The sequence below is a fragment of the Streptomyces sp. NPDC085944 genome (assembly GCF_040686295.1).
Lineage (GTDB): Bacteria > Actinomycetota > Actinomycetes > Streptomycetales > Streptomycetaceae > Streptomyces > Streptomyces salinarius.
The window spans coordinates 85,015-106,433 of sequence record NZ_JBFBJX010000018.1; the positions used below are offsets into that span (position 1 = coordinate 85,015).

Annotated in this window: 20 protein-coding genes; 8 read left to right on the plus strand and 12 right to left on the minus strand. The window is 72.6% G+C overall.

Annotation, left to right across the window (positions count from 1 at the left end):
• Positions 1-16: 16 nt before the first annotated feature.
• From AB0P07_RS29755 to miaA, 5 genes are all read right to left on the minus strand, one after another.
• Positions 17-1,543 (minus strand): M1 family metallopeptidase, encoded by a 1,527-nt coding sequence (locus AB0P07_RS29755; RefSeq protein ID WP_365555984.1) that lies wholly within the window; start codon positions 1,541-1,543, stop codon positions 17-19.
• 112 nt (positions 1,544-1,655) lie between these two features.
• On the minus strand, positions 1,656-3,833 hold the full coding sequence (locus tag AB0P07_RS29760) for an HD domain-containing protein (protein ID WP_365555986.1): 2,178 nt from the start codon (positions 3,831-3,833) through the stop codon (positions 1,656-1,658).
• Between the two features lie 216 nt (positions 3,834-4,049).
• Positions 4,050-4,940 carry a diaminopimelate epimerase gene (dapF, locus tag AB0P07_RS29765; RefSeq protein ID WP_365555988.1) on the minus strand — a complete coding sequence of 297 codons (891 nt, stop codon included), beginning with the start codon at positions 4,938-4,940 and terminating at the stop codon, positions 4,050-4,052.
• 56 nt (positions 4,941-4,996) lie between these two features.
• Positions 4,997-5,497, minus strand: coding sequence for a hypothetical protein (locus AB0P07_RS29770; RefSeq protein ID WP_164713163.1), 501 nt, complete (start codon positions 5,495-5,497; stop codon positions 4,997-4,999).
• Between the two features lie 107 nt (positions 5,498-5,604).
• Positions 5,605-6,543 (minus strand): tRNA (adenosine(37)-N6)-dimethylallyltransferase MiaA, encoded by a 939-nt coding sequence (miaA, locus tag AB0P07_RS29775; RefSeq protein WP_365555990.1) that lies wholly within the window; start codon positions 6,541-6,543, stop codon positions 5,605-5,607.
• 182 nt (positions 6,544-6,725) lie between these two features.
• On the opposite strand from miaA, the gene AB0P07_RS29780 reads away from it, so the two are divergent.
• Together AB0P07_RS29780 and AB0P07_RS29785 are read left to right on the plus strand one after the other, a co-directional pair.
• A complete protein-coding gene (locus tag AB0P07_RS29780) occupies positions 6,726-7,013 on the plus strand; it encodes a hypothetical protein (RefSeq protein ID WP_365555993.1) in 288 nt (95 codons plus the stop codon).
• A gap of 24 nt (positions 7,014-7,037) precedes the next feature.
• Entirely contained in the window at positions 7,038-7,334 is a 297-nt protein-coding gene (locus AB0P07_RS29785) for an antitoxin (RefSeq protein WP_365555995.1), read from the plus strand.
• A gap of 535 nt (positions 7,335-7,869) precedes the next feature.
• On the opposite strand, the gene AB0P07_RS29790 is transcribed toward AB0P07_RS29785, so the two are convergent.
• The gene (locus tag AB0P07_RS29790) at positions 7,870-8,583 is read right to left on the minus strand and encodes a class III extradiol dioxygenase subunit B-like domain-containing protein (protein ID WP_365555997.1); all 714 of its coding nucleotides are present in this window, start codon (positions 8,581-8,583) and stop codon (positions 7,870-7,872) included.
• 49 nt (positions 8,584-8,632) lie between these two features.
• Entirely contained in the window at positions 8,633-10,150 is a 1,518-nt protein-coding gene (miaB, locus tag AB0P07_RS29795; RefSeq protein ID WP_365555999.1) for a tRNA (N6-isopentenyl adenosine(37)-C2)-methylthiotransferase MiaB, read from the minus strand.
• Between the two features lie 129 nt (positions 10,151-10,279).
• Between miaB and AB0P07_RS29800 the strand changes: the two genes are divergently transcribed.
• Entirely contained in the window at positions 10,280-11,455 is a 1,176-nt protein-coding gene (locus tag AB0P07_RS29800; RefSeq protein ID WP_365556001.1) for a cellulose-binding domain-containing protein, read from the plus strand.
• Between the two features lie 542 nt (positions 11,456-11,997).
• Here the strand turns inward: AB0P07_RS29800 and AB0P07_RS29805 are convergent.
• On the minus strand, positions 11,998-12,657 hold the full coding sequence (locus AB0P07_RS29805) for a response regulator transcription factor (protein ID WP_102928752.1): 660 nt from the start codon (positions 12,655-12,657) through the stop codon (positions 11,998-12,000).
• Positions 12,657-13,733 (minus strand): HAMP domain-containing sensor histidine kinase, encoded by a 1,077-nt coding sequence (locus tag AB0P07_RS29810; protein WP_365556003.1) that lies wholly within the window; start codon positions 13,731-13,733, stop codon positions 12,657-12,659. The genes AB0P07_RS29805 and AB0P07_RS29810 overlap by 1 nt, the downstream gene beginning before the upstream one ends.
• A 122-nt stretch (positions 13,734-13,855) precedes the next feature.
• On the opposite strand from AB0P07_RS29810, the gene AB0P07_RS29815 reads away from it, so the two are divergent.
• Both AB0P07_RS29815 and AB0P07_RS29820 read left to right on the plus strand, forming a co-directional pair.
• Entirely contained in the window at positions 13,856-14,341 is a 486-nt protein-coding gene (locus tag AB0P07_RS29815) for a TrkA C-terminal domain-containing protein (RefSeq protein WP_365556005.1), read from the plus strand.
• A gap of 4 nt (positions 14,342-14,345) precedes the next feature.
• Complete coding sequence (locus AB0P07_RS29820; RefSeq protein WP_365556007.1) at positions 14,346-15,578, plus strand: cation:proton antiporter; 1,233 nt, start codon at positions 14,346-14,348, stop codon at positions 15,576-15,578.
• 66 nt (positions 15,579-15,644) lie between these two features.
• On the opposite strand, the gene AB0P07_RS29825 is transcribed toward AB0P07_RS29820, so the two are convergent.
• A complete protein-coding gene (locus tag AB0P07_RS29825; protein WP_365556009.1) occupies positions 15,645-16,139 on the minus strand; it encodes a MazG nucleotide pyrophosphohydrolase domain-containing protein in 495 nt (164 codons plus the stop codon).
• A gap of 73 nt (positions 16,140-16,212) precedes the next feature.
• On the opposite strand from AB0P07_RS29825, the gene AB0P07_RS29830 reads away from it, so the two are divergent.
• A complete protein-coding gene (locus AB0P07_RS29830; protein WP_365556011.1) occupies positions 16,213-17,208 on the plus strand; it encodes a TAXI family TRAP transporter solute-binding subunit in 996 nt (331 codons plus the stop codon).
• Here the strand turns inward: AB0P07_RS29830 and AB0P07_RS29835 are convergent.
• Both AB0P07_RS29835 and AB0P07_RS29840 read right to left on the minus strand, forming a co-directional pair.
• Positions 17,205-18,638 (minus strand): HAMP domain-containing sensor histidine kinase, encoded by a 1,434-nt coding sequence (locus AB0P07_RS29835; RefSeq protein WP_365556013.1) that lies wholly within the window; start codon positions 18,636-18,638, stop codon positions 17,205-17,207. The two genes, AB0P07_RS29830 and AB0P07_RS29835, sit on opposite strands and share 4 nt — an antisense overlap.
• Positions 18,635-19,333 carry a response regulator transcription factor gene (locus tag AB0P07_RS29840; RefSeq protein WP_365556015.1) on the minus strand — a complete coding sequence of 233 codons (699 nt, stop codon included), beginning with the start codon at positions 19,331-19,333 and terminating at the stop codon, positions 18,635-18,637. The genes AB0P07_RS29835 and AB0P07_RS29840 overlap by 4 nt, the downstream gene beginning before the upstream one ends.
• Before the next feature lie 320 nt (positions 19,334-19,653).
• Between AB0P07_RS29840 and AB0P07_RS29845 the strand changes: the two genes are divergently transcribed.
• Positions 19,654-20,430: an amino acid ABC transporter ATP-binding protein gene (locus AB0P07_RS29845; RefSeq protein ID WP_007445015.1), complete on the plus strand. Its 777-nt coding sequence runs from the start codon at positions 19,654-19,656 to the stop codon at positions 20,428-20,430.
• Between the two features lie 126 nt (positions 20,431-20,556).
• Positions 20,557-21,384 carry a glutamate ABC transporter substrate-binding protein gene (locus tag AB0P07_RS29850; RefSeq protein WP_365556018.1) on the plus strand — a complete coding sequence of 276 codons (828 nt, stop codon included), beginning with the start codon at positions 20,557-20,559 and terminating at the stop codon, positions 21,382-21,384.
• Positions 21,385-21,419 lie beyond the last annotated feature (35 nt).

Sequence of the window (21,419 nt, forward strand, 5' to 3'; positions counted from 1 at the left end):
CCGTCTCGTCACCGGCTTATCCGCCGTGCGTCTTCCGGGCCGCCTTGGCGGGGGCCTTCGCGGCCGGGGTCTGCTTCCAGTCCGGGTGGCCGGGCATCGGCGGGGTCTTCGCCCCGTACAGCCAGGTCTGGAAGAAGTCGCTCAGGTCGCGGCCGGAGATCCCGGAGGCGAGCCGGACGAAGTCGGCGGTCGTCGCCGTGCCGTCCTGGTTGCGGGCGACCCAGGCGCGCTCGACGCGTTCGAAGGCGGGGCGGCCGATCTCCTGGCGCAGGGCGTAGAGCACGAGCGCGGCACCGTCGTAGACGTTGGAGCGGAAGATCCCGGTCTTGCGGCCGTTCTTCGGCGGCTTCGGAGCCGCCGGGGGTCCGCCCGCGGTGCGCCAGCGGTCGGAGGCGCCGTAGGCGGCCTTCATACGTGCCGCCATGGGCTTGTCCGCGGTCTCCTCCGCGTACAGCGCCTCGTACCAGGTGGCGTGTCCCTCGTTGAGCCACAGGTCGGACCAGGTGGCCGGGCTGACGCTGTTGCCGAACCAGGAGTGGGCCAGCTCGTGCACCATGATCGACTCGACGTACCACTTGGGGTAGGCCGGCTCCGTGAACAGTTCCCGTTCGAAGAGGGTGAGCGTCTGGGTCTCGAGTTCGAAGCCGGTGGTGGCGTCGGCCATGAGCAGCCCGTAGGTCTCGAAGGGGTAGCGCCCGACCTTCTGCTCCATCCACTCGATCTGACCGGGGGTCTTCGCCAGCCACGGCTCGAGCGCCGCGCGGTGTTCGGTCGGGACCACGTCCCGGACGGGCAGGCCGTGCGGGCCCGTGCGGTGCAGCACGGTGGAGCGGCCGATGGACACCTGGGCCAGCTCGGTGGCCATGGGGTGCCCGGTCCGGTAGGTCCAGGTCGTCGAGCCGCCGACACGCTCCACGTCCGACGGCAGGCCGTTCGCGACGGCGGTGAGCCCGTCGGGGGCCGTGATGCGGAAGGTGAACCGCGCCTTGTCCGAGGGGTGGTCGTTGCAGGGGAAGACCAGGTGGGCGACGTCCGCCTGGTTGGCCATGGCGAGGCCGTCGGCGGTGCGCACCCAGCCGCCCTGGCGGTCCTCGGGATACACGGGGTCGCTGCTGTGCCGCACCGTGATCCGCGTCCGCTCGCCCTCGTCGATCTCGTCCTCGGGCGTGACGACGAGGTCCTCGCCGGCGGTGGCGAAGCCGGCGGGCTCCCCGTCGACCTCGACGGAGTCGACCTTTCCGTGGGCGAAGTCGAGGTTGATCCGGTCCAGGTCGGCGGTGGTCCGGGCGTCGATGGTGGTGACGGCCTCCAGCGGCTTGCTGTTGTCGCCGGAGTAGGTGAAGGAGAGGTCGTACGCCGTCACGTCGTAGCCGGGGTTGCCCAGCTGCGGGAAGAGGCGGTCGCCGACGCCCAGCGGCGTCGGCGGTGCGCTCGCGGCGACCAGGCAGACGGAGACGGCGGAGGCGAGCAGCGCCGCGGCCCTGAGCCGGCGCCGGGAGCGTGCGCGGGGTCGCGGAGTCGGGGCGTGAGGGGTGTGCAGCATCCCCCACGGCTATCAGCGCGCGCGTGCGGTGCGGCGACGGCGCGCGCCCACGGCACCCGAACGGGTCCCCGCGCGGTGTGCCGGTTCAGACTGCTGTTCAGGGGATGCCGGTTCAGGCGCCCGTCGGCTGGGGTTGGGCACGGCTGACGTCGTACACGCCGGCCACGTCGCGCATGGCGCGCATGAGGGCGGGCAGCCGGGCCGCGTCCGGGAGGACGACGGTGTAGCTGTGCCGGACCCGCTGGCGGTCCGGGGGCTCGACGGTCGCGGAGACGATTTCGGCGCCTTCGAGGGCCATGGCCTCGGTGAGGTCGGCCAGGAGGTGCGGGCGGCCGAACGATTCGGCGAGCAGGGTCACCCGGCAGCCGGTGTTCTCTCCCCAGCGCACCCCGATCTCCGCGCGGCCGGCGTTCTTCATGCGCGTCACCACGGCGCACTGCGCGCGGTGCACGGTCACCACTCCCCCGCGCACGGCGAAGCCGGTGATCTCGTCCGGCGGTACGGGGGTGCAGCAGCCCGCCAGCCGCACGGTGGCGCCCGGGGGGTCGACGAGGACGTCGGCGGAGGCGGGGCGTACGGGCGGGGCGCCCGTGGCCGGCCGCGGCGCGTCGGGGTGGGCGTGGGCCTCGGGTGCGGCGGGGCCGCGTGCCGGGCCCTCCGCCTCGGGCGCCGGTTCCGGGTGGGCCGCGAGCCTGCGCTGGATGGCGATCCGCGCGGCGGGCGTGTGGGCGTGCTCGAGCCACTGTCTGGCGGGCTCGGAGGCGGGGTCCTGCCCCATCAGGAGCTGCACCGTGTCACCGTCCCGCAGCACCGTGCTCATGGGCGCCAGCCTGCCGTTGACCCGGGCGCCGATGGTGGCGTGGGCGTCCTCGCCGTACTGGGCGTAGGCGGCGTCGACGCAGGTCGCGCCGTCGGGGAGGCCGAGGGTGCCGCCGTCGGGGCGGAAGACGGTGATCTCGCGGTCCTGGGCGAGGTCCTCGCGCAGGGTGGACCAGAAGGTGTCGGGGTCCGGGGCGCCGCGCTGCCAGTCGAGCAGCCGGGAGAGCCAGCCCGGGCGGGTGGGGTCGGCGCGCTCGCCGTCGCCCGCGCTCTGTTCCTCGGACGGCTGGGCGTACGGGTTGCCGAGCGCGACCACACCGGCCTCGGCGACCTTGTGCATCTGGTGGGTGCGGATGAGGACCTCGACGACCTGGCCGTCCTCCGCGCGGGCCACCGCCGTGTGCAGCGACTGGTAGAGGTTGAACTTGGGGACGGCGATGAAGTCCTTGAACTCCGAGACGACGGGCGTCATACAGGTGTGCAGCTCACCGAGGACGGCGTAGCAGTCGGCGTCCTCCTGGACGAGTACCAGGAGGCGGCCGAAGTCCGCGCCGCGGAGCCTGCCGCGCTTGCGCGAGACGCGGTGCACGGAGACGAAGTGGCGTGGGCGGATCAGGACTTCGGCCTGGATGTCGGCCTCGCGCAGCACTCCCCGCACCTCGTCGGCGACCGCGGCGAGCGGGTCGTCCGTGCGGGCGGAGTTCTCGTGGACCAGCTCCCGGGTGTGTGCGTACTCCTCGGGGTGCATGACCGCGAAGACGAGGTCTTCCAGCTCGGACTTGAGCGCCTGTACACCGAGCCGTTCGGCGAGCGGGATGAGGACGTCACGGGTGACCTTGGCGATGCGTTCCTGCTTCTCCCGGCGCATGACGCCGAGGGTGCGCATGTTGTGCAGCCGGTCGGCGAGTTTGATCGACATCACACGGACGTCGTTGCCGGTGGCGAGGAGCATCTTGCGGAAGGTCTCGGGCTCGGCGGCGGCGCCGTAGTCGACCTTCTCCAGTTTGGTGACGCCGTCGACGAGGTAGCGGACCTCGGCGCCGAACTGCTCGCCGACCTGGTCGAGCGTCACCTCGGTGTCCTCGACGGTGTCGTGGAGGAGGGAGGCGGTCAGGGTGGTGGTCTCGGCGCCGAGTTCGGCGAGGATCAGGGTGACGGCGAGGGGGTGGGTGATGTACGGCTCGCCGCTCTTGCGCATCTGGCCCCGGTGCGAGGACTCCGCCAGGACGTAGGCGCGGCGCAGCGGGTCGAGATCGGCGTCGGGGTGGTGGGCGCGGTGGGCCTCGACGACGTGGCCGATGGCGTCGGGCAGTGCCCGGCTGCGGGTGGCGGAGCCGAGCAGCGCCGCCCGGCCCAGTCGTCGCAGGTCGATCCGGGGACGGGCCTTTCTGCGGGGCGCCGGGGTCACGGCACCGGTGGCCGCGGGCGGCACAGGGCCCGGGCTCGTCGGGTTCACGGCCTCCGCATTCATGGGCACCTCCGGCTGCGCGGACCGGCGGACGGGGAATCCCAGGGCGGACACGGCTCAGGGGATGGTGTCGGTCCCCCGTCCGGGCCGGTGCTTGATGCTATCGAGCCCATCACGTGCGGCCGACCGCCTCTCGCCGAGCGTGAAACGGATCACCCATTCGAGCGATGGTCCGAGGGTTTACGTTTTCGCACTGAGTGTCATGGACCGGGCTGTGGTTCAGGCGAGTACCCCTTCCAGCCAGGCGGAGTCGAACTCGCCCTCCGCCACGATCACCGCGGGTCCCGTCATCTCGATCTCGCCGTCGGGGCGCTCGTTGATCACCAGGGTGCCGCCGGGCACGTCGACGGTGTAGGTGGCCGGGGTGCCGGTGACCGCCGGGTCGACGCCGTCCCTTCGGGCGGTGGCGACGGCGACGGCGCAGGCGCCGGTGCCGCAGGAGCGGGTCTCCCCGGAACCGCGCTCGTGCACCCGCATCGCGACGTGGGCGGGGCCCCGGTCGACCACGAACTCGACGTTCACCCCGTCCGGGTAGGCGCCGGCGGGCTCGAAGGGCGGCGGAGCGTACAGATCTCCGGCGTGGGCCAGGTCGGCGACGAAGGCGACCGCGTGCGGGTTGCCCATGTTCACGTTCCGCGCGGGCCAGGTGCGCTCGCCCACGCTCACCTCGACGTCGCCCTCGGGGAGCAGGGCGCGGCCCATGCCGACGGTGACGTCGCCCTCGGCCGAGCTGCCGGGCCCGGCCTTGGCGATGTGCACGCGCTTCACTCCCCCGCGCGTCGCGATGGCCAGGTCGCCCTCGGAGACGTGCCCGGCACGCTGGAGGTAGCGGGCGAAGACCCGCACGCCGTTGCCGCACATCTCGGCGACGGAGCCGTCGCCGTTGCGGTAGTCCATGAACCACTCCGCCTCGGCGGCCATGCTCTTCGCCTCGGGGTGGGCCGCGGAGCGCACCACGTGCAGCAGTCCGTCCCCGCCGAGACCCGCGCGGCGGTCGCACAGCGCGGCGACGGCGGCGGGGGGCAGGTCGAGGGCGTTCTCCGGGTCAGGGACGATCACGAAGTCGTTCTCGGTGCCGTGACCCTTGAGGAAGGCGATCCGCGTGCTCATTCCTCGATCGTACGGGGTGGGCACCCCGCGACGACGAGGGACGGCCGGGCGGTCCGTCAGCCGCGCAGGCGGGCGACCCGCCACACGGCCAGGACGACGACCGCGGCGACCGCCAAGGCGTACACGAGGATCGTCCGCCACTCGGCACGGCGCTCCGATCCCCGCTGGGGCAGGCCCGGCCACGTGTAGCCGACCCGGCGGGCGGCCATCATGCCCCAGCCGGCCGCGCAGGAGCAGATCAGCAGGCCCAGCATCGCGATCACGGCGCCACTGTCGCCGAAGTCGAAGGCGAGGGGGAAGGCGAACATCAGGGAACCGACCGCGGCCAGACACACGATGGGGGCGAGCTGCCACAGCCGCAGCCGACGCTGGGGGCGCAGCTCGACCTCGACCTCGTCCCCGTACATCTCGTCGGGCTCGGGTCCGTCCGCGGTGACGCCCTCCGGCGTCTCGTCGGGCCCGTCCGGGTTGAGGGCGCCGCCGTCCGGCTCCGGGCCGCCGCCGTCGGCGGTGCCGTGCTCGGTGCTTGGTGCGGTGTCGCGAGGGCCGGCCTCCATCGCCACGCGCCCTCCCAACTAGGACTCACTCGGTCGATCGAAGCTCGATGATGGCACGCCGCCGAAGGCCCCGATGACGGCCGGGGCGTCCCGATGCCATCACGTGATCAGGCTGTAACCGGTCGTTCGACCAACGACAGGGCGAGCCGCGGAAGTTCCGTGCGGTCCGCCACATTCCCACTCAGCCAGTGCACCCGCGGGTCGCGCCTGAACCACGAATCCTGACGGCGCGCGAAGCGCTTGGTGGCGCGGACGGTTTCGTCGCGCGCCTCCTCCGGCGTGCACTCGCCGGCGAGGGCCGCGAGGACCTGCTGGTAGCCGAGCGCGCGCGACGCGGTGCGCCCCTCGCGCAACCCCTGCGCCTCCAGCGCCCGCACCTCGTCGACCAGGCCCGCCTCCCACATGCGGTCGACGCGCCGGGCGATGCGCTCGTGCAGTTCGGGGCGGGCCACGTCGACGCCGATCTGCACGGTGTCGTAGACGGAGTCGTGCCCGGGCAGATTGGCGGTGAAGGGCTTGCCGGTGATCTCGATCACCTCGAGGGCGCGCACGATGCGACGGCCGTTGCTCGCCAGGATGGCCCGCGCCGCCCCCGGGTCGACTGCGGCCAGGCGGGCGTGCAGCACACCCGAGCCGTGCCGTTCGAGCTCCTCCTCGAGACGGGCCCTGAGCTCGGGATCGGTGCCGGGGAACTCCAGGTTGTCGACGGCCCCCCGGACGTAGAGGCCGGAACCGCCGACGAGGATCGGCCAGCGTCCCTCGGCGAGCAGCACGTCGATCCGCTCCCGCGCGAGGCGCTGGTACTCGGCGACGGACGCCGTGACCGTCACGTCCCAGACGTCCAGCAGATGGTGCGGGACGCCACCGCGTTCCCCGGGCGTCAGCTTGGCGGTGCCGATGTCCATCCCACGGTAGAGCTGCATGGAGTCGGCGTTGACGACCTCGCCGCCGAGCCGCTCGGCCAGGAACACGCCCAGATCGGACTTTCCGGCCGCGGTGGGTCCGACTACGGCGATGACTCGGGGGGCGGGGGGTGCGCTGCTCACCGCACCAGTCTCGCAAACCTCCAGGCCGACCCTCGAACGAGTTACGTGACGGTCCACGACGGGAGTCGTTGCCCGTTGCGAGGTTCCCGCTCCCCGGACCACCGGGTCATGGCCCCGGCCACGCAAACGGACGCACCGGATGCCGCGGGATTTCGCCCGCACGAGTAACGTATGGAGTTGATATGGGCGTTTTTGCACGGCTTTTTCGGAGGTCGGAAAACACCGAGGAGACGTCGGTCGCCGAGACGGGGACCAAAACCCCGGACACCCCGGACGTCGAGGGCGCCGCGGAAGCGGGCACGGCCGAGGCAGCGGAGACGGCCGACGCCGGTCCCCGGAAGACGGCGGAGGCCGACGATGCCGCCGGGGCCACGGCCGAGGGCGGCGACTCGGAGGGCGTCGGCATCCCCAAGCAGCAGTCGGCCGGGGAGGCCGTCGACAACGAGGCCGACAAGGGCGCCCGCACCTGACTGCCCCGTGAGGGAAGGCGAACCATGGGTCTCCTGGACAACTTGAAGGCCAGACTGGAACCGGCGAAGGGCAAGGTCTCCGACCTCGCACAGCAGCACGGCGACAAGATCGACCGCGGTCTCGACAAGATGGCGCGGACCGTCGACGAACGGACCAAGGGCAAGTACAGCGACCGCATCCAGACGGGCACGGGCAAGGCCAAGGGCGCCATGGACCGTCTCGCTCACAAGGACGCCCGGGGAGACGGGGAAGGAGGCGGCACCGCCCCCGGCGGAACGCCCGGCGGCACCCCTCCGGCCGGGCCGCCTCCGGCCTCCTGACACCGGCACGTCGGCACGTCGGCACGTCGGCACCCAGGTGCGTCGCACGTCGGCGACGGTCCGGAGCCGGATCGGCGGACCGGCCGCGCGTGACCGCGTGACCGCGTGACCGCGTGCGCACGGAAGCGCGGGCCTGCCCGCGGGGGGCGCCTTCGCGCCCGCGGGTTCCGGCCCGCGCGGGCCCGCCACACCGCACGCGCGGGTCGACAACTCCGCACGCGCCCCGGCTCGCCGATCGCGGCACGCGCGTGTACGGCCGGTCCACGCACGGGCCGGTCAGTTCGCCCACGCGTTACGCGTGGGCTGCGGCGTGCCCAGAACCACCCGTTTCGACACGCGCGAGTATCGCCGGTGCGCGCGGGCCCACCCGTTGGCACGCGTATGTGCCCGCCGGTCCGCCCGCGGGCCCGCCCGTTGGCACGCGTGTGTGCCCGCCGGCCGGTACTGGCCTGGGCCAACCGGTCGGTACGCGTGTGTGCCGCCAGTGCGCACGCGCGTGTGCGGACGTCGATCGCTACGGTGCCGCGCCCAGCCGCTACGACCAAGTGGCCGCGACGTACCCGACCCCGTAGGGCGCGTCCTCGTAGAGGAGCGTGCCGGCGAGGTCCGTGTTCTCGGCCGCTCCCGCGAGGACCTGCCAGGGCGCCCGGCCGGAGACCTTCAGCTCGCGGGCCAGTGCGACGTCCAGGGCGACGAGGGCGGCCGGGTCGGCGGCACCCAGGGCCCGTCCCACCTCCGCGTCGAAGGGCGCGGCCCGCTCGTCCAGGTACCCGGGGGCCTTGAGCGTGCGGCAGGCGCTGGCATCGCCCAGCACCAGCAGCGCGGTCCGTCCGGCCCGGGCGGCGATGTCCCGGCCCACGGCGGCACAGCGCTCGGCGGACAGCGCCTCCCCCACCCCGATGCCCTCGACGGGGGCGTCGGTCCACCCGGTCCTGCCGAGCAGCCAGGCGCCCACGGCCAGTCCGTACGGCAGGCCGGGACCGCGCGCGTCACCGACGTCGGCGCCCAGGTACACGTCCAGGTCCACGCCGAAGCCGCGGAAGGAGCCCCGCGCGCCCTGCGGGTAGACCTCGGGACCGGCGGTGTCCGCGGGACCGACGACCAGGAGCCGGTCGGGCCGGGACGCGGCGAGCACGCCCAGCGCGTCCGTGCCCGCGGCACGTGCCGCGTCCAGCTCGGGTGCGGCACCCGCGGCGACCTCAGGTACGAGGAGCGGCGGGCAGGGACAGACGGCGGCGGCGACAAGCATGATCGGCAGCGTATCCCCGTACCGCCGCCCCCGGCGGCACCCCCTGCGGTCAGTCGCAGCCGCAGCCGCTCGCCACGGCCGGCTGGGGCTCGGGGACGCCGATCTTCGGCAGGCCGAGGAGGACGCCGGCCGGCTTGGCCTGCTCGGCCGTGTTGCGCTTCTCCCAGGCGTCACCCGCGCGGGTGCGGCGCACGTCGAGGACCGCGCCCTCGGCGAGGAGGTGGTGCGGGGCGGCGTAGGTGATCTCGACGGTCACCACGTCGCCGGGGCGGACCTCTTGCTCCGGCTTGGTGAAGTGCACCAGGCGGTTGTCGGGGGCCCGGCCGGAGAGGCGGTGGGTGGCGCCGTCCTTGCGGCCCTCGCCCTCGGCGACCATGAGCTCCAGGGTGCGGCCGACCTGCTTCTTGTTCTCCTCCCAGGAGATCTCCTCCTGGAGGGCGACGAGGCGCTCGTAGCGCTCCTGGACGACCGCCTTGGGGATCTGACCGTCCATCTCGGCGGCCGGAGTCCCGGGGCGCTTGGAGTACTGGAAGGTGAAGGCCTGGGCGAAGCGGGCCTCGCGCACCACGTGCATAGTCTGCTCGAAGTCCTCCTCGGTCTCGCCGGGGAAGCCCACGATGATGTCGGTGGTGATCGCCGCGTGCGGGATGGCGGCGCGCACCTTCTCGATGATGCCCAGGTAGCGCTCCTGGCGGTACGAGCGGCGCATCGCCTTGAGCACCGGGTCGGAGCCGGACTGGAGCGGCATGTGCAGCTGCGGCATCACGTTCGGCGTCTCGGCCATGGCGGCGATGACGTCGTCGGTGAAGTCGCGCGGGTGCGGCGAGGTGAAGCGGACGCGCTCCAGGCCCTCGATGTTCCCGCAGGCGCGCAGCAGCTTGCTGAACGCCTCGCGGTCGCCGATGTCGGAGCCGTAGGCGTTGACGTTCTGGCCGAGGAGGGTGATCTCGCTGACGCCCTCGGCGACCAGGGCTTCGACCTCCGCGAGGATGTCGCCGGGCCGGCGGTCCTTCTCCTTGCCGCGCAGCGCGGGGACGATGCAGAAGGTGCACGTGTTGTTGCAGCCGACGGAGATGGAGACCCAGGCCGCGTAGGCGCTCTCGCGCCGGGTGGGCAGCGTGGACGGGAACGCCTCCAGGGACTCGGCGATCTCGACCTGCGCCTCCTCCTGTACGCGGGCGCGCTCCAGCAGCACGGGGAGCTTGCCGATGTTGTGGGTGCCGAAGACGACGTCCACCCAGGGGGCCCGCTTCACGATGGTGTCGCGGTCCTTCTGCGCCAGGCAGCCGCCGACCGCGATCTGCATCCCGGGACGGCTCGCCTTCTTCGGGGCGAGGTGGCCGAGGTTGCCGTAGAGCTTGTTGTCGGCGTTCTCCCGTACGGCGCAGGTGTTGAAGACGACGACGTCGGCGTCGCCGTCGGCGCCCTCGGGGGCGCGGACGTACCCCGCGTCCTCCAGCAGACCGGACAATCGCTCGGAGTCGTGGACGTTCATCTGGCACCCGTAGGTGCGTACTTCGTAGGTGCGCGTGCCGCCCGCTGACTGGCTCCGGTCGATGCTGCTCATGGCAACAAGGGTAGGCGGTCGCGGTGGCGGCGATCGCCGCGCACGTATTGACAGTACACCGTCATGGTCGGTGTGATGCATGGGAGCGCTCCCACACATCGAGTCCCTTCTCCTCACTGGAGGCACCCCGTGCTCACCCGAGTTCTGCGATTACCGCGCCGGCCCTGGACCGCCGTCGTGGCCGCGGTCGCGCTGGTCGTGTCGGTCCTGGCGGCCATGCCCGCGAGCGGTGCGGCGTCGGACGCCTGCCGCGTCGACTACACGGTCGACGCGTGGGCGGGCGGCTACACCGCACAGGTCAGGATCACCAACCTCGGCCCCGCGGTGAGCGACTGGCGGCTGACCTGGACCTATACCGGCGATCAGCAGGTGACGTCGGCGTGGAACGCGACCGTGACCCAGACCGGCGCGTCCGTCGTCGCCGCCGACGCCGGCTGGAACGGCGCGCTGGCCACGGGCGGCACCGCCGAGTTCGGGCTGCAGGGGACCTGGCGGTCCGCCGACCCGGTGCCGGACGACTTCGCGCTCAACGGCCTCTCGTGCGGCGGCGTGGGCGGCACACCGCCCACGACGCCTCCGCCCACCACGCCCCCTCCGACGACTCCGCCGCCGTCCGCGGAGTGCGGTGACGCCGTGATCTGCTCGGGCTTCGAGGACCAGGCCGGCCCCGAGCCGTCCGGCGACTGGCGGTTCACCGCGCCCGACTGTCAGGGCACGGGCTCGGCCGTCGTCGACTCGGCGGTGGCGCACGAGGGCGGCAGGTCGCTCCGGGTGGACGGCCGGGCCGGCTACTGCAACCACGCCTTCGTCGCCCACACCGCGGACCTGTCGGCGGTCGGCCCGGTGCTGTACGTACGCATGTGGGTACGGCACACCACCGCGCTGCCGGTCTCCCACGTCACCTTCGTGTCGATGCCGGACTCGGCCCAGGGCGGCCGGGCGCTGCGGGTGGGCGGTCAGAACGGCGCGCTGCAGTGGAACCGGGAGAGCGACGACGCCACCCTGCCCGCACAGAGCCCGGCCGGGGTCGCGCTGAGCCGGCCGCTGCCGACGGACGGCTGGCAGTGCCTGCGGTTCGCGATCGACACCTCGGCCGGCCATCTGGACACCTGGCTCGGCGACGAGCAGGTTCCCGGCCTGCACGCCGACGGGGTGCCGACGCAGGACGTCGACCAGCAGTGGCTCGCCCGCGACACCGCGCCCCGGCCGACCGCCCTGCGCCTGGGCTGGGAGAGCTACGCGAGCGGCGACGACACGGTCTGGTTCGACGACGTGGCCGTGGGCTCCGCGCCGATCGGCTGCTGACCGGACGCACCGGTGCGGGCGCGCCGGGTGGAGCTCCCGGGCCTCGCCCTGCGCCCGGTACGGCCCCCGCACTTCCCTGCTGGGCCGCCCGCCTCGACGGGCGACCCAGCAGCACAAGGGGGCGGCGGCTGCCGGGCGAACCGCGCGGTGCGAGACCGCTGCTGCCGGCCGCGGACGGGAGTGCGGGCGGGGGCGCTGGGGGAGCGCCCCGGGGTGTCTCCTCCGTCGGGTGCGGCCCGCCCCGTCCGGCAGGGCCGCCCCCGCCCGCCGGGCGACCGACCCGAACGGGCCGGCTGTCGCCGGGACCGCGCGACACGGAAGCACGACCGCCCCGAGTACCCGTGGGGCGCGGGCGCGCGCAGGAAGGCCCGCGCGCGGCGCACACCCTCAGGACGGCGCAGCCCCCGCCGCACGGTCCTGACGGGCGCAACCCACGCCCTGCCCGGGGTCCCGCCGCTCGCCCCGCCGCTCGCCCCCAGGGGGGCCGCGCCGTACGACCCGGGCGGGGCCCGCCGCTCGCCCGGGTCCGAGGACGCGCGCGGTCACGGCTCGATGAGCCCCGCTCGGATCGCGTACCGGGTGAGTTCCAGGCGGTCACGCACCCCCAGTTTCTGCAGGAGGTTCGCGCGGTGGCGTTCGACGGTCTTGGCGCTGATGAACAGCAGCTCGCCGATCTCCTTCGAGGTGTGGCCCTCGGCGACGAGCTTGAGGATCTCCTCCTCGCGCTCGGTGATGGGCCGCTCGGGCAGACCCCCGCCGCCCTGCACGCGGTCGAGGTAGGAGCGGACGAGGGCCCGTTCGGCGCCGGGGTAGATGAACGGCTCGTCGCGCACGGCGGCCCGGCACGCCTCGACCAGGTCCCGGTCGGCGACGGACTTGAGCACGTATCCGCAGGCGCCCGCCTTGAGGGCCTCGAAGAAGTACTGCTCGTTGTCGTACATGGTCAGAATCAGGATGCGCAGCTCGGGCAGGCGGCGGGAGAGTTCGCGGGCCGCCTGGAGGCCGGTCATGCGGGGCATGGCGACGTCCAGGACGGCCAGGTCGACCTCGGTGGCCCGCGCGGCCGCGACCGCTTCGGCACCGTCACCGGCCTCCGCGACCACCGTGAGATCGGGTTCGCCGTCCAGGATGAGGCGGACCCCCCGGCGTACGAGGGTGTGGTCGTCGGCGAGCAGGACGCGGATCGGGGGCCGTGCCGGCATCAGGGGCTGTCTCCGGTTCGGTCTGCGGAACGGTCCCCCGGCGGCGCGGGGACGCGCAGGCGTACGTCGGTGCCCCCTCCGGGGGCGGGTTCGAAGTGGATGTCGGCTCCTATCAGCAGGGCCCGCTCCCGCATCCCGCGGACACCGGCACCCTCGGCGGCCGTCCCGAGGCCGGTGCCGTTGTCCCGCACGAGCAGTTCGACACCGGCGTCGTCGGGCAGCGGGCGCAGGGTGAGCGCGGCGCGGTCGGCGGCGGCGTGGCGGGCGGTGTTGGTCAGGCCTTCCTGCGCGACCCGGTAGAGCACGAGTTCGGCCTCCGGGGCGAGCGGGGGCAGGTCGCCGGCGATGTGGTGCTGGACGGTCAGTCCGTGGTGGGTGAACTCGGTGGCGAGCGAGCGCAGGGCGCTGGCCAGGCCGAGTTCCTCCAGGACCCCGGGGCGCAGCCGGCGGGCGATGCGGCGGATCTCGTCGAGGCCGGCCCGGGTGGCCTCCTGGGCGAGGGACACCTCCTCGCGCAGTTCGCCGGGGACCCGGTCGGCGACGCGTTTGAGCTGGAGGAGGACGGCGGTGAGCGTCTGGCCGACCTCGTCGTGCAGCTCGCGGGCGATGCGGTGGCGTTCGCGTTCCTGCGCCTCCAGGGCCCGTCCGGCGCCGGCGGCGCGTTCGGCCTGGAGCCGGTCCAGCATCGTGTTGTACGTCGCGATCAGCTGCGCCGCCTCGGCCGGCCCGGAGACCTCGGGACGGGTCCCCGGGACCAGCAGGTCGGCGGTGGACATGGCCCGCCCCAGCCGGTGCAGCGGGGTGAGTCCGATGCGCAGCACGACCGCGTTGCCGGCGAGCAGCGCCACGAGGCCGGCCAGCAGGACGAGGGCCTCCCCGGCCAGCACGGGGGTCGACACGGTGACCGGTCCCAGCAGCAGTGCGGTGGCGACGACCAGGCCGGCGGCGTTGAGCGAGAAGATCCGCCAGAACAGCGACACGTTCCTCTTCCCGCTCCTCCCGGCCTGCTCGCACGACACCCCCGCGACCAGCTTCGCCGACCGCGACCGGCCGCGTATATCCGTCACGACACCCATATCGCCACCGTACGTGCGGATGGCAGCATGGCGAGGTCGCGGGCACGTCACCCACGTGCGCAAACGCAGCGCGAGCAGCAGGACACGCGGCAGGCAACGCAGGACGAATGAGGGGAAAGCACGTGCCAGCTCCACGCCTGAGGGCGACGCCGCTCCCGGGTATCGGGGTCCAGTACGACCTGGTGACCCGCGAGCACCGCCACCTGTCGGTGGTGGCCCACCGCGACGGCGCCCGCACGGTCAACGTGTACCGGTCCGACGACCCCGATTCCTGCGCCCACTCACTGCGGCTGACGGGCCCCGAGGCGGGCGCGCTGATCGACGCGCTGAAGCCCTCCCACCACAGCGCGAGCCTGCTCTACACCACCGATCTGGGGCTGGTCGCCGAGCGGATCGAGGTGGCCGCCACCTCCCGCTGGAACGGGCGGCCGCTGGGCGACACCCGGATGCGGACCGACACGGGTGCCTCGATCGTGGCGGTGCTGCGGCGGGCCGAGGCGATTCCCTCGCCGGCGCCGGACTTCCGGCTCGTGGGTGGTGACACCTTGATCGTCATCGGCACCCGTGAGGGCGTCGACGCCGCCGCGGCGATACTCGGGCAGGAGTGAGCCGGTGCACTCCGCGGTTCTGCTGATCGAGTTCGGTTCCATCATCCTGGGGCTCGGGCTCCTCGGCCGGTTCGCCGGCCGCTACCGCCTCTCCCCCATCCCGCTGTACCTGCTGGCCGGTCTGGCCTTCGGCGAGGGCGGTCTGCTCCCGCTCGGCGCGAGCGAGGAGTTCGTCGCGACCGGCGCCGAGATCGGTGTCATCCTTTTGCTGCTGATGCTGGGCCTGGAGTACACGGCCAGCGACCTGGTCACCAACCTCAAGTCCCACTACCCGGCGGGCCTCGTCGACTGCGCGCTCAACGCCGTGCCGGGCGCGGTGGCCGCGCTGCTGATGGGCTGGGGTCCGGTGGCCGCCGTGGTCCTGGCCGGCGTGACGTGGATCTCGTCGTCCGGTGTGATCGCGAAGGTCCTCGGCGACCTGGGCCGGGTCGGCAACCGCGAGACACCGGTGATCCTGAGCGTGCTGGTCCTGGAGGACCTGGCGATGGCGGTGTACCTGCCGATCGTCACGGCCCTGGTCGCCGGCGCCGGTCTGATGACCGGGAGCATCACCCTGGCGATCGCGCTGGCCGCGGCCGGCCTCGTGCTCTTCGTCGCCGTGCGCTACGGCCGGCTCATCTCCCGCTTCGTCTCCAGCGACGACCCCGAGAAGCTGCTCCTGGTGGTGCTGGGCCTGACGATCCTCGTCGCCGGTGTCGCACAGCAGCTCCAGGTGTCGGCGGCGGTGGGCGCCTTCCTGGTGGGCATCGCGCTGTCCGGCGAGGTCGCGGAGGGCGCGCACACGCTGCTGAGCCCGCTGCGGGACCTGTTCGCGGCGGTCTTCTTCGTCTTCTTCGGGCTGCACACGGATCCGGCCAGCATTCCGCCGGTCCTGCTGCCCGCGCTGGCGCTGGCGCTGCTGACCGCGTTGACGAAGATCGCCACCGGGTACTGGGCGGCGCGGCGGGCCGGGATCTCCGTCAAGGGCCGCTGGCGGGCGGGCGGCGCGCTGGTGGCGCGCGGCGAGTTCTCCATCGTGATCGCGGGCCTCGCGGTCTCGGCCGGCATCGAGCCGTCCCTGGGCCCGCTGGCCACGGCGTACGTCCTGATCCTGGTCGTCCTCGGCCCCCTCACCGCACGCTTCACCGAGCCGCTGGCGATGCGCGTCTTCCGGCGCCGCGACACCCCCGACCGTCCCGGCGGCCCCGCGGAGGGGGCGCCCCGGGCCACGGAGGCGGAAGCCTCGGTCGGCGACTGACCCCGGCCCGGCCACGGCCCCCCGGACGACCCCGGCACACGGTGCCGGGGTCGTCGTGCGCCGCGCTCAGGCGTCCGGCGTCGTCGCGGCCCTGGCCGTCGGCGGCGTCCACCCCTGCCGGCGCAGTACGCCCGAGACGTCGGGCGCTTCGTAGTGGTCGCCCTTGAGGACCTTGCCGTCGGCCCGGCGGCTGACGCGGCCGTCGGGGCCCAGCTTGGTCATGTTGGAGCGATGGACCTCGGCGATCACCGCGTCCAGGTCGATGCCGTGCACGAGGGCCGTGCCGTACGCGACGTAGACCACGTCGGCCAGCTCGTGCGCCAGCCGGTCGAGCGGGCCCCCGACCGAGACCTCGGCCACCTCGGCGGCCTCCTCGGCCAGCAGCTCGCCCCGGTGCGCGGCGAGGCCGGGCGGGACCTCGGTCGGTGTGCTGCGCGCGTCCAGGCCGAAGGCGAGGTGGAAGGCGCGTACCAGGTCGGCGGGCGACGTACCGCTTTCTGCGGACGGCGTGCCGCTCCCGGCGGACTGGGTGCCGGCCTCGGCGGGCGGGGTGTTGCTCATGCCGACGACTGTAGCGACCGCCACTGACACGGGGCCCTGGTCAGGGTGGGTGCGGGCTGGCAGGATCGCCCCCATGTCCACGCTGCTCTCCCGTATCGGCAGGCGCCGGGCCGTCCAGGGGGCGGTCGCCGGTGCCGTCGTGCTCGGGCTGCTGCTGTGGTGGCTGCTGCCGCTGGGCGAGAAGCCCCCGAGCGGGACGATCACGTTCAGTACGGGCACCCGCGCGGGCGTCTACCAGAAGTACGGCGAGCTGCTGCGCACCGAGCTGCGCAAGGACATGCCGGATCTGAACGTGCGGCTGATGACCAGCGCGGGCTCGCAGGAGAACGTCGAGCGGGTGGCGTCCGGCGAGGCCGACTTCACGATCGCGGCGGCCGACGCGGTGGAGACGTACAAGCTGGCCGGCGGCCCGGGCGCCGAGGGACTGCGCGGGGTCACCCGGCTCTACGACGACTACGTGCAGCTCGTCGTACCGAGCGACTCGGACATCCAGTCCGTGGCCGACCTGCGCGGCAAGCGGGTGGCCATCGGTCTGCCCAACTCGGGGGTGCGCTTGATAGCGACCCGGCTGCTGAAGGCCGTGGGCATCGATCCGGAGACGGACATCACGCCCCGGGCGGACGGGATCGACACCGGTCCCGGGCGCCTCGGCGACGAGCTCGACGCGTTCTTCTGGTCCGGCGGGGTGCCGACGGACGGCCTCAAGGAGATAGCGGAGAGCTCCGCGTTCCGGTTCGTGCCCATCGGCGACGACCTGGTCACCGAGCTGCACGAGTCGGGCGGTGCCACCCGCTACTACCGCACCACCAACATGCCGGAGTCGGCCTACCCCACCGTCCAGAACGGCGCCGTGGTGCCCACCATGGCGGTCTCCAACCTGCTGGTGACCCGCGCGGACGTCGATCCGCGGCTCACCGAGTGGCTGACCCGGACCGTGCTCGACAGCCGCGACGGCATCGGAGCACATGTGCACTCCGCGCAGCTGGTGGACCTGCGCACCGCGATCTACACCGACCCGCTGGAGCTGCACGAGGGCGCCCGGCGCTACTACCGGTCGGTCAAGCCCTAGGGACGGAGCTGTTGCGGCTCCACCGGGGCCGTGCCCGTCCGGGGCACCCTGACCGTGACCCGCAGGCCGTGCGGCTCGTGGTGGCCGAAGGAGATCGAACCGTCGCCCGCCGCGAGCAGTGCCCGGCAGATGGACAGGCCCAGGCCGGAGCCGTTGACGTTCTGGTGCCGCCCGCTGCGCCAGAAACGGTCCCCCACGCGCGCGAGCTCCTCGTCGGTGAGCCCGGGACCGTTGTCGGTGACGACGACGGTGGCGGCGTCCCCGGCTGAGGCGACCTCGACCCGCACCGTCTCGTCGGGGGGCGTGAACTTCACCGCGTTGTCGATGACCGCGTCCAGGGCGCTGGACAGGGCCACCGGGTCGGCCCAGCCGGTGGCCGGCGGGCAGTCGCCGACCAGTCGTACGCCCTTGGCCTCCGCCGTCGGCGCCCAGGCCGCCACCCGCTCGGCGGTCAGCGCGCCGACGTCGGTGACCTTGAGGTCGGCCTGGCTGTGCTCGGCCAGGGCCAGGTCGAGCAGGTCGTCCAGGACCCGGGCGAGCCGTTTGCCCTCGGTCTGGACGGAGGCGATCTCCTCGTTGCCCTCGGGCAGTTCGAGGGCGAGCAGCTCGATGCGGAGCAGAAGTGCGGCGAGCGGATTGCGCAGCTGGTGCGAGGCGTCGGCGACGAAGGCGCGCTGCTGCTCCAGCACGTCCTCCACGTGGTCGGCCATCTCGTTGAAGGACCCCGCCAGGCGCCGCAGTTCCGGTGGTCCCCCGGACGGCGCGACGCGGGACTTGAGCCGCCCGGTGGCGATGTCGTGGGTGGTGGCGTCGAGCACCCGTACCGGCCTGAGCACCCAGCCGGTCAGCCGCAGTGCGGCGCCGACGGCGAGCAGCATCGCGGCGAACTCCCCGGCGGCGATCACCAGCCAGCCGCGCAGGGTGCTCGACCGCATCGAGTCCGTCGGCGACTCGGTGACCACGACCGCGACCACGTCGCCGTCCCGGATCACCGGCGAGGCCACCACCAGCCGGCCGTCCTGCCAGGGCCACACCTGTTCGGGGTCGTGGCTGCGGCGGCTGAGCAGCGCCTCGTCGAAGGAGTCGCGCACCTCGCCGGTCTGCGGCAGGAACCACGTCGTGGGCGCGTTGGCCATCGGGATGTGGTTGCGGTAGAACACGCCCGCCTTGATGCCGTAGACCTCGTAGTAGCTGGTCAGCTCGGTCTGCAGGGTCGCCAGGCGTTCGTCCGTGTCCGTCCGGCGTGAGCCGCCCGACCCGTCCTCGGTGACGAACTGGGCGAGCGCGGCGAAGCGTGCCGTGTCGTCTATGCGGTCGATGACGACCTTCTGCTGCTCGGCGCGCGCGACGCTGACGCCGAGCGGCACACCGAGGGCGAGCAGTACGGCCGCCAACAGGACGATGAGCAGCGGCAGCAGGCGTGTGCTCACCCGGCCCCTTGGGCGGTGGGGGCGACGAGGCGGTAGCCGACGCCGCGGACGGTCTCGATCAGCGCGGGCATGTGCAGCTTGGCGCGCAGGGAGGCGACGTGCACCTCCAGGGTGCGCCCGGTCCCCTCCCAGCTGGTGCGCCAGACCTCGCTGATGATCTGCTCGCGGCGGAATACCACGCCGGGTCGCTGGGCGAGGAGGGCCAGCAGGTCGAACTCCTTGCGGGTGAGCTGGACCGCCGACCCGTTCACGCTCACCTGGCGGGTCGGCAGCTCGATGCGCACGGCCCCGAGGCGCAGGACGGTCTCGGTGCTGCCGGTGACGTCCTCGTGGGCGGTGCGCCGGCTGACGGCGTGGATCCGGGCCAGCAGCTCCCCCGTGTCGTACGGCTTGACCACGTAGTCGTCGGCGCCGAGGTTGAGGCCGTGGATGCGGGAGCGGACGTCCGAGCGCGCGGTGACCATGATGACCGGCGTGCTGGTGCGCTTGCGGATCTTGCCGCACACCTCGTAGCCGTCCTGGTCGGGCAGGCCCAGGTCGAGCAGGACGACACCGAAGCCGTCGACCTCGAAAACGAGCGCCTGGAGCGCCTCCTCGCCGCTGCGCGCATGGGTGACGTCGAAGCCGTGCCGTGCCAGGATCGCGGACAGGGCGGCGGCCACGTGGTTGTCGTCCTCGACGAGCAGCAGTCTCATCCGGGCTCCCTTCGGTTCATCGGCCGTACGCTCGGCGCGGGTGGGGATCGGGCGGGCGGGCAAAGGTTCCGGGCGAGGAACCACCGGCACGCGCGCGTGCGTCCTGTGCAGTGACTCCGATACAGGGGGACGGCGTCAAGAGGCTGCGGGTTGCGGCCGCTCGAAGTTATCCGGCCGATATGCGCCCAGCTCACAAGCGCTACGACTCGTGTCCGATCGCTACCGGATCGTGATGCTCAGATCTCGCTCAGATGTAGAGACGCGGCGTGGCCCGGGTCACTACTGTCCTCCGAAACCCAGGAGGACGGAGCCCGAGAGCGATGACCGAAGTATCGGTGGCCAAGGAAGACAAGGCTGCGACCGGCGATCTGGTCGTCCTGGACAGTGTCAACAAGCATTTCGGCGCGTTGCACGTGCTCCAGGACATCGACCTGACCATTCACCGCGGCGAGGTCGTCGTGGTCATCGGGCCCTCGGGGTCCGGCAAGTCCACTCTGTGCCGCACCATCAACCGGCTGGAGACCATCGACTCCGGTTCGATCGCGATCGACGGCAAGCCGCTGCCGGCCGAGGGCAAGGAGCTGGCCAGGCTGCGGGCCGACGTCGGCATGGTCTTCCAGTCCTTCAACCTCTTCGCGCACAAGACGGTGCTCGAGAACGTGACCCTGGGCCAGGTCAAGGTCCGCAAGGTCGACGCCAAGAAGGCCGAGGAGAAGGCCCGCGCCCTGCTCGACCGGGTCGGTGTGGGCGCCCAGGCGGACAAGTACCCCGCGCAGCTCTCCGGCGGTCAGCAGCAGCGTGTCGCCATTGCGCGGGCGCTGGCGATGGACCCGAAGGTCATGCTCTTCGACGAGCCGACGTCGGCCCTCGACCCCGAGATGATCAACGAGGTCCTCGAGGTCATGAAGCAGCTCGCCGAGGACGGCATGACCATGATCGTGGTCACGCACGAGATGGGCTTCGCCCGCTCGGCGGCCAACCGCGTGGTGTTCATGGCCGACGGCCGCATCGTCGAGGAGGCCACGCCGGACCAGTTCTTCAGCAATCCGCGCAGCGACCGTGCCAAGGACTTCCTGTCGAAGATCCTGCACCACTGATTTCTCCGGGGCGGCTCCGACGCCCCGCGTCGCCCACCGTGGCGACGCACCGTCGACGGCCGCGTCTGATCGCCTGATCCTCTGATCGTCCGATCACAGCTCGATCACAGCCAAAGGATGTTCACCATGAAGCTTCGCAAGGTCTCCGCCGCCTCGGCCGCCGTGCTCGCCCTCGCCCTGACCGCCACCGCGTGCGGCGGCGACGACGATTCCTCCGGTGGTGGCGACAAGAAGATCACCATCGGCATCAAGTTCGACCAGCCCGGCCTCGGCCAGAAGACCCCGGACGGCTACGAGGGCTTCGACGTGGACGTCGCCACGTACGTCGCCAAGAAGCTCGGCTACACCGAGGACCAGATCGAGTGGAAGGAGTCGAAGAGCGCCGACCGCGAGACCATGCTGCAGCGCGGTGACGTCGACTTCATCGCCGCCACGTACTCGATCACCCCCGAGCGCTCGGAGAAGGTCGACTTCGCCGGCCCCTACCTCCTGGCCCACCAGGACGTGCTGCTCCGCGCCGACGACGACAAGATCAAGTCGCCGGAGGACCTGAACGACGCGAAGCTCTGCTCCGTCACCGGTTCGACCTCGGCCCAGAACGTCAAGAAGAAGCTGGCTCCCAAGGCCCAGCTGCAGCCCTACCCGACGTACTCGGCCTGCCTGCCCGGTCTGCAGAACGGCGCCGTCGACGCGCTGACCACGGACGACTCGATCCTCGCCGGTTACGCCTCCCAGGCCCAGTTCAAGGGCAAGTTCAAGCTCGGCGGCTTCAAGCTGACGAACGAGAACTACGGGATCGGCGTCAAGAAGGGCAGCGACCTCAAGGACAAGATCAACAAGGCCCTCGAAGAGATGGTCGCGGACAAGTCCTGGGACAAGGCCGTCAAGGACAACTTCGGCCCGGCCAACTACAAGAACGAGCCGGCGCCGAAGATCGGCGACATCAAGAGCTGAGGCCGGGCCTGACGAGGTGCGCCGCCCCACGGCAG